At 33.3% G+C, this 5,447-nt stretch carries 5 protein-coding genes; 2 read left to right on the forward strand and 3 right to left on the reverse strand.

Annotated features, from left to right (window positions below):
• Positions 1 to 358: 358 nt before the first annotated feature.
• Positions 359 to 559, forward strand: coding sequence for an N-acetylmuramic acid 6-phosphate etherase family protein (locus B0A58_RS11330; protein WP_089081151.1), 201 nt, complete (start codon positions 359 to 361; stop codon positions 557 to 559).
• A 60-nt stretch (positions 560 to 619) separates the two neighbouring features.
• Positions 620 to 2,113, forward strand: a complete 1,494-nt coding sequence (locus B0A58_RS11335) for a sodium:solute symporter (protein WP_089081152.1) — start codon at positions 620 to 622, stop codon at positions 2,111 to 2,113.
• A gap of 1,255 nt (positions 2,114 to 3,368) precedes the next feature.
• On the opposite strand, the gene B0A58_RS11340 is transcribed toward B0A58_RS11335, so the two are convergent.
• The 3 genes from B0A58_RS11340 to B0A58_RS16830 form a co-directional block, all read right to left on the reverse strand.
• The gene (locus tag B0A58_RS11340) at positions 3,369 to 3,926 is read right to left on the reverse strand and encodes a hypothetical protein (protein WP_089081153.1); all 558 of its coding nucleotides are present in this window, start codon (positions 3,924 to 3,926) and stop codon (positions 3,369 to 3,371) included.
• Between the two features lie 10 nt (positions 3,927 to 3,936).
• The gene (locus B0A58_RS11345; RefSeq protein WP_089081154.1) at positions 3,937 to 4,221 is read right to left on the reverse strand and encodes an OmpA family protein; all 285 of its coding nucleotides are present in this window, start codon (positions 4,219 to 4,221) and stop codon (positions 3,937 to 3,939) included.
• 3 nt (positions 4,222 to 4,224) lie between these two features.
• The coding region (locus B0A58_RS16830) for an RHS repeat domain-containing protein (RefSeq protein WP_317047321.1) at positions 4,225 to 5,447 on the reverse strand (1,223 nt) is incomplete at its 5' end.

A 5,447-nucleotide genomic window follows, 5' to 3' on the forward strand; every position in this document is an offset into this window, starting at 1 on the left:
CGTGCCCCTCCGTAAAACTACGGGTCGGGCTATTCGTTGCAATCTTTTTTGTTTTTTTAAAGAAAAAAAACAAAAAAGGATTTCCACTGCTATCCCTCACGCAAAACAACAACACAATCATACAAACATCTTGCTTCAAAACAGCACATTACAGTCCACCAAAAAATATTTTTATCAAAAAAAAATCATCAAACCCCAATTAGAACAGCTTATGGTATGGCCGGTTTAACGCACGTCAAAAAAAATAATTATCACAACCATAGCCTAATCTTGTAATAGTAAAGGAAAAATTTCCGAAATTGCCAACTTTTCTATTGAATTGGTTTTTGGGTTGTAATTCCTTACGGGAAACACCCGTATGAAAGCAGGAACAGCTCAAAAATTAGAACACAACATGATTTTTACAACAGTTATGATCAAACTCAGACGGGTACAAGGCAGTAAAACGATAGACTTGCAATGGTCTAACAAAAAATTATTCAAACGAGGCGTCAAAATCATTGTGGAAGAATTAAAAACAGACGAGGCAAAAGCAGCCTATTTATTACAAAAAAACTAAAACGTAAGAACCTTTCGCTTATTAAAAAACATTTAATATTAACAAAAACTAATACAATTTATGACTCCAAGTGCCATACTTTTACTCATCATTATCTATTTTGGAATGTTGTTTATGATTTCTTTTTTGTCTAGCCAAAACGACAACAGCAACGACGCTTTTTTTAAGGCCAATAAAAATTCAAAATGGTATCTTGTAGCCTTTGGCATGATAGGTACTGCACTTTCTGGAGTTACATTTATTTCTGTTCCAGGCGAAGTTGGTGCCCCAACAGGCGAACAATTCAAATATTTTCAGTTTATTTTGGGCAATGCTCTAGGGTTTATCATCATTACAAAAGTGCTATTGCCCCTCTATTATAAAATGAATTTAACCTCCATTTATGGTTATATCGAACACCGAATGGGCGTAAGAAGTTACAAAACAGCGGCGCTTATTTTTTTAATTAGCCGTACAATAAGTTCTGCTTTTAGATTATACTTGGTGGTAATTGTTTTACAAAGATTCGTTTTCGATTTTTACCATATCCCATTTGCTTTCACCGTTTTGATCTCGTTGTTATTAATTTTTTCTTACACTTATAAGGGCGGACTCAAAACAATTATTATTACAGATACCTTACAAACATTTTTTCTGGTATCGTCTGTATTTATGACTATTTATTTTATATGTAACAGTTTGGATTTCAATAGCATAACCGCCTTTGAAGCCATCAAAAACAGCCAATATTCAAAAGTATTTTTCTTCGACAATTTTGTAGAAAGCAAATTTCATTTTGTCAAACAAATTTTGGGAGGCATCTTTGTTACCATTGCCATGGTAGGACTAGATCAAGATTTGATGCAAAAAAACCTAAGCTGCAAAAACATTCAAGATGCACAAAAAAACATGTTTACTTTTACAGGTATTTTTGTAATTATCAATATATTCTTTCTAAGTGTAGGGGCTTTATTATACCTTTATGCCCAAAAATACAACATACATACCCCACTCGATTATGTGTCGGGCAAGCCACGTACAGATTTACTCTTTCCAGAAATTGCCCTCAACCATTTGACAATAGTTCCCGCCATCGTTTTCTTATTAGGACTCATTGCGGCCACTTTTGCCACCACCGACTCCGCCCTAACGGCTTTAACAACCTCGTTTTGTGTTGATTTTTTAGGCATGGACAAACAAGCAAATGCACACAAAACCAATATGGTTCGCACCCGACATTTGGTTCATTTTGCCTTTTCAGGCATCATATTTTTAGTAATTTTAGTCTTCAATGCCATCAACGACAGTTCCGTTGTAGGCATGATTTTCAAGGTAGCCTCTTATACTTACGGCCCCCTTTTGGGGCTTTATGCGTTTGGATTATTCATGAAATCCAAAACCGTAAACGACCGCTGGGTACCATTTATTTGTTTACTTTCGCCAGCAATAACCTTTATCATCAACGACAATTCTAAAACCCTATTTGGAGGTTATGTTTTTGATAACGAACTCATTATCCTCAACATGATGATCACATTTATTGGCCTTTTTACCATCAGCAAAACCAAGATATAATTTTTTTGAACTCGAAAGTTATTAAGTCAAAAAAGAGGCAAGACGAAAGAGGGGAGAAGCAAGATGAAAGATAAAAGAGCGTGATGAAAGACTTGAAGTTTTGAATAGTAGAATATATATTAAATATTTAATACAATGAGCGAAAATTTTGTAGGTATCATTTGTGTTAAATATACTATTTCTTGCAAATTTTAAAAAATTTGTATATATTCTTTAAATTAAAATAATAACATACTATTTCCTATAAGGTTTAAAAACCTTGTAGGTATTATATATGTAATATCTATACAGCCCTGCACGGTTAAAAAATAGTCTAGGTATTATTTAAATCAACATTCTATTTCCTGTAAAGTTTAAAAACCTTGTAGGTATTATATCTGCAAAATCTACACAGCCCTGCATGATTAAAAAATAGTCTAGGCATTCTTTAAATCAACATACTATTTTCTGCAAGGTTTAAAAACCTTGTAGGTATTATATCTGCAAAAGCTACACAGCCCTGCACGGTTAAAAAATAGTCTAGGCATTCTTTAAATCAACATACTATTTCCTGCAAGGTTTAAAAACCATGTAGGTATTATATAAGCAAAATCTACACAGTCCTGCTCGCTTAAAAAATAGTCTAGGCATTCTTTAAATCAACATACTGTTTTCTGCAAGGTTTAAAAACCTTGTAGGTATTATATATGCAAAATCTACACAGCCCTGCACGGTTAAAAAATAGTCTAGGCATTCTTTAAATCAACATACTATTTCCTGCAAGGTTTAAAAACCTTGTAGGTTTTATATATGCAAAATCTACACAGTCCTGCACGGTTAAAAATAGTGTAAGTATTCTTTATCTACATAGCCCTGCACGATTATAAAATAGTCTAGGCATTCTTTAAATCAAACATTCTATTTCTTATAAGGATCAATAACTTGTAAGTACTTGTTAATTGGACGTAGTATAATTTTAACGCCCACACTTGAAAGAAAAATAAAGAGTTTAAAACCAACATATTAGCCAATACAATACACTAATTGCTAGCCAAAAAATCAGCAGCCGCCACATTTGGCATTTTCACGCTGGGGCAGTTCCCGCCATTCGCTGTATCTTTTTGTTTTTAAAGAAAAAACAAAAAGGATGCCGCTACTGTCGGGGCTAGGTTGCAGCTTTGGTGTATGTTAGTGATGTTTTTAGAACAGTATCATAAGATTATTTAGTTAGATAAAAAACCCGAGCAATTGCTCGGGTTTTTGGTTTACAAAAATATTATTCATTTGGGTTATATTCATATCTTTTTAATCTTGCCAATTCAGCTCCAATTTTCTTTATCCATTGTTGCTGGTTTTTATTGTTGCCAGAAACTTGGTGGTCATATAACAATTGGAATTTATCACATTTTGAGATATTGGAATTATATATTTCATTGTATATATCAACGTTATTGTTTTTTCTAAGTCTTAAACTGTCAAATGATTTTCTAATTTTCCGTGCATATAATTCAGCAATATCAAAATGGAGTTGTTCGTGTGCCAAAGTTTGAGTATCCGTAGTAACAGTCCAAGATTTACTTTTGATAAAATAATTTTCGATTTTATAATTTAACACTATATTATCTAAACGTTCATAATTAAGCTTAATAGTGTAACCTGTTATCGCAAGTATAACTGTTGTATCAGGTACAGCACCTTTAAAATCATCCCAAATCAATTTTCTTTTGCTAGACCAAAGAATTTTATCATCTTCCTGATTTTCAAAGTTACTATACTTTGCGACCGAGGTACAAATAATTATAATCAATCCAAATAGAATTAGTCTCTTTTTCATATTAAAAGGCTTATTGACTTTGTATAGTTGCACTTTTTGTACCTGAACCAATCACACCTTTTCCTACGGACAATCTATCTGGATCAATACCTCTTTGTACCAAAAATCGTTTTATAGCTTTCGCACGGCTCAATTGTAATTCCCCAACAGTACCTCTGCCATCATCTATTCTAATATTAGTATTTTCTCGCCAAGTAGGATTATTTTTATTACTAACATTTCCTTGAATCAACAACATAACTTCAGGATATTCCTTTAAGGTTTTTAATAAATCATTTAAGGTTTTATCATTCATTGTTCAGCTAGTAGTGTCATTTTTAAGATTTTGAGAGTTAGATTCGAATAGAACTCTAATATTTAAAGTAGTTCCTTTTCTTCTAATATCATCATCTACAATTGATGAAGAACGTGATTTTGGAATATTAATTTCAGGTGCTTGAATATTAAAATTATCATTCATTTTTATCCCAATTGGGTCTAAGTTTATACCAATAACTGGTTGTCTTTCTTCTTCTACAGTTGAAATAGGAGTTGGTTTACTCTTGCCATTACCATTAAATAAATCATTTATTTTTTTATTTAAATTTGGAAAATCAGCTCTTCTCCAAGCACGACCAACAGATTCTTGAGTGTATTTATTACAACTACAATCATTACCGATGCTTCCAATAGCACCAACTAACCTTTTGAATAGGTTTCCAATGACGTTTAAAATACCTAATCCATATTCATCAACATTCAACACTTGATTATTATCACTAATGACATAAGGTGATTGATAATTTACAAAATCTGCCATTGGATCAACAACAGCAAATCTTCCTATGTCAGTCATATACATACGAGCTCCTAAATCATACATATTCAACCTCAACTCATCCTGCCACTCTTTCCCATTATACTTATAATTATAAACCAAAGGAAACAAAGGCGTTACGGGTTTTATTTTGGAGGCAACACTTTCACGCACATACAACCGCTTGTCGGAGTTGTAGTTGGTGTGTTTGAGCCCAAAAGGGTAGTAGTGGTTTTCTTCCAAAATCGACAAACTACCTGTTGGAGCTTGCGTGTAACTCATCCTGATATTACCCAAATGGTCAGTGTAATTAAACACGTAATTAAACAAACTACTTTCGCCAATTTTGTTAGATGCACTTACGTTTACATAGCCTTCAGCATGCGGAAAAAACACCAACCCACCATCGCCAGAAGACAAGGTTTTGTACTGAAACCCGTTAATGTAATCGGTTGTTGTAATTACTCCAGCCTCGTTTACCACTTTGTTCACTTTTTGCCCGCTTGCGGTGTAAAGATACGTAATGTAATTGGAATTACCAAATAAAATTTTTGTAGGTAAATTCAAGTGATTGTAAGTGATATTTTTGATGTCTTTGTTTTTGTCCACGGTCATATTGCCGTTGTTGTCATACTCAAAATCATCGTTTTGGGTGTTGCCGTCGTTAAAACCCTTTGGATTTGCCGTATCGTCTGTAACCGACAACAGCAAATTTGAATCAGGTT

It is taken from the genome of Flavobacterium branchiophilum NBRC 15030 = ATCC 35035, assembly GCF_002217205.1.
Taxonomy (GTDB): domain Bacteria; phylum Bacteroidota; class Bacteroidia; order Flavobacteriales; family Flavobacteriaceae; genus Flavobacterium; species Flavobacterium branchiophilum.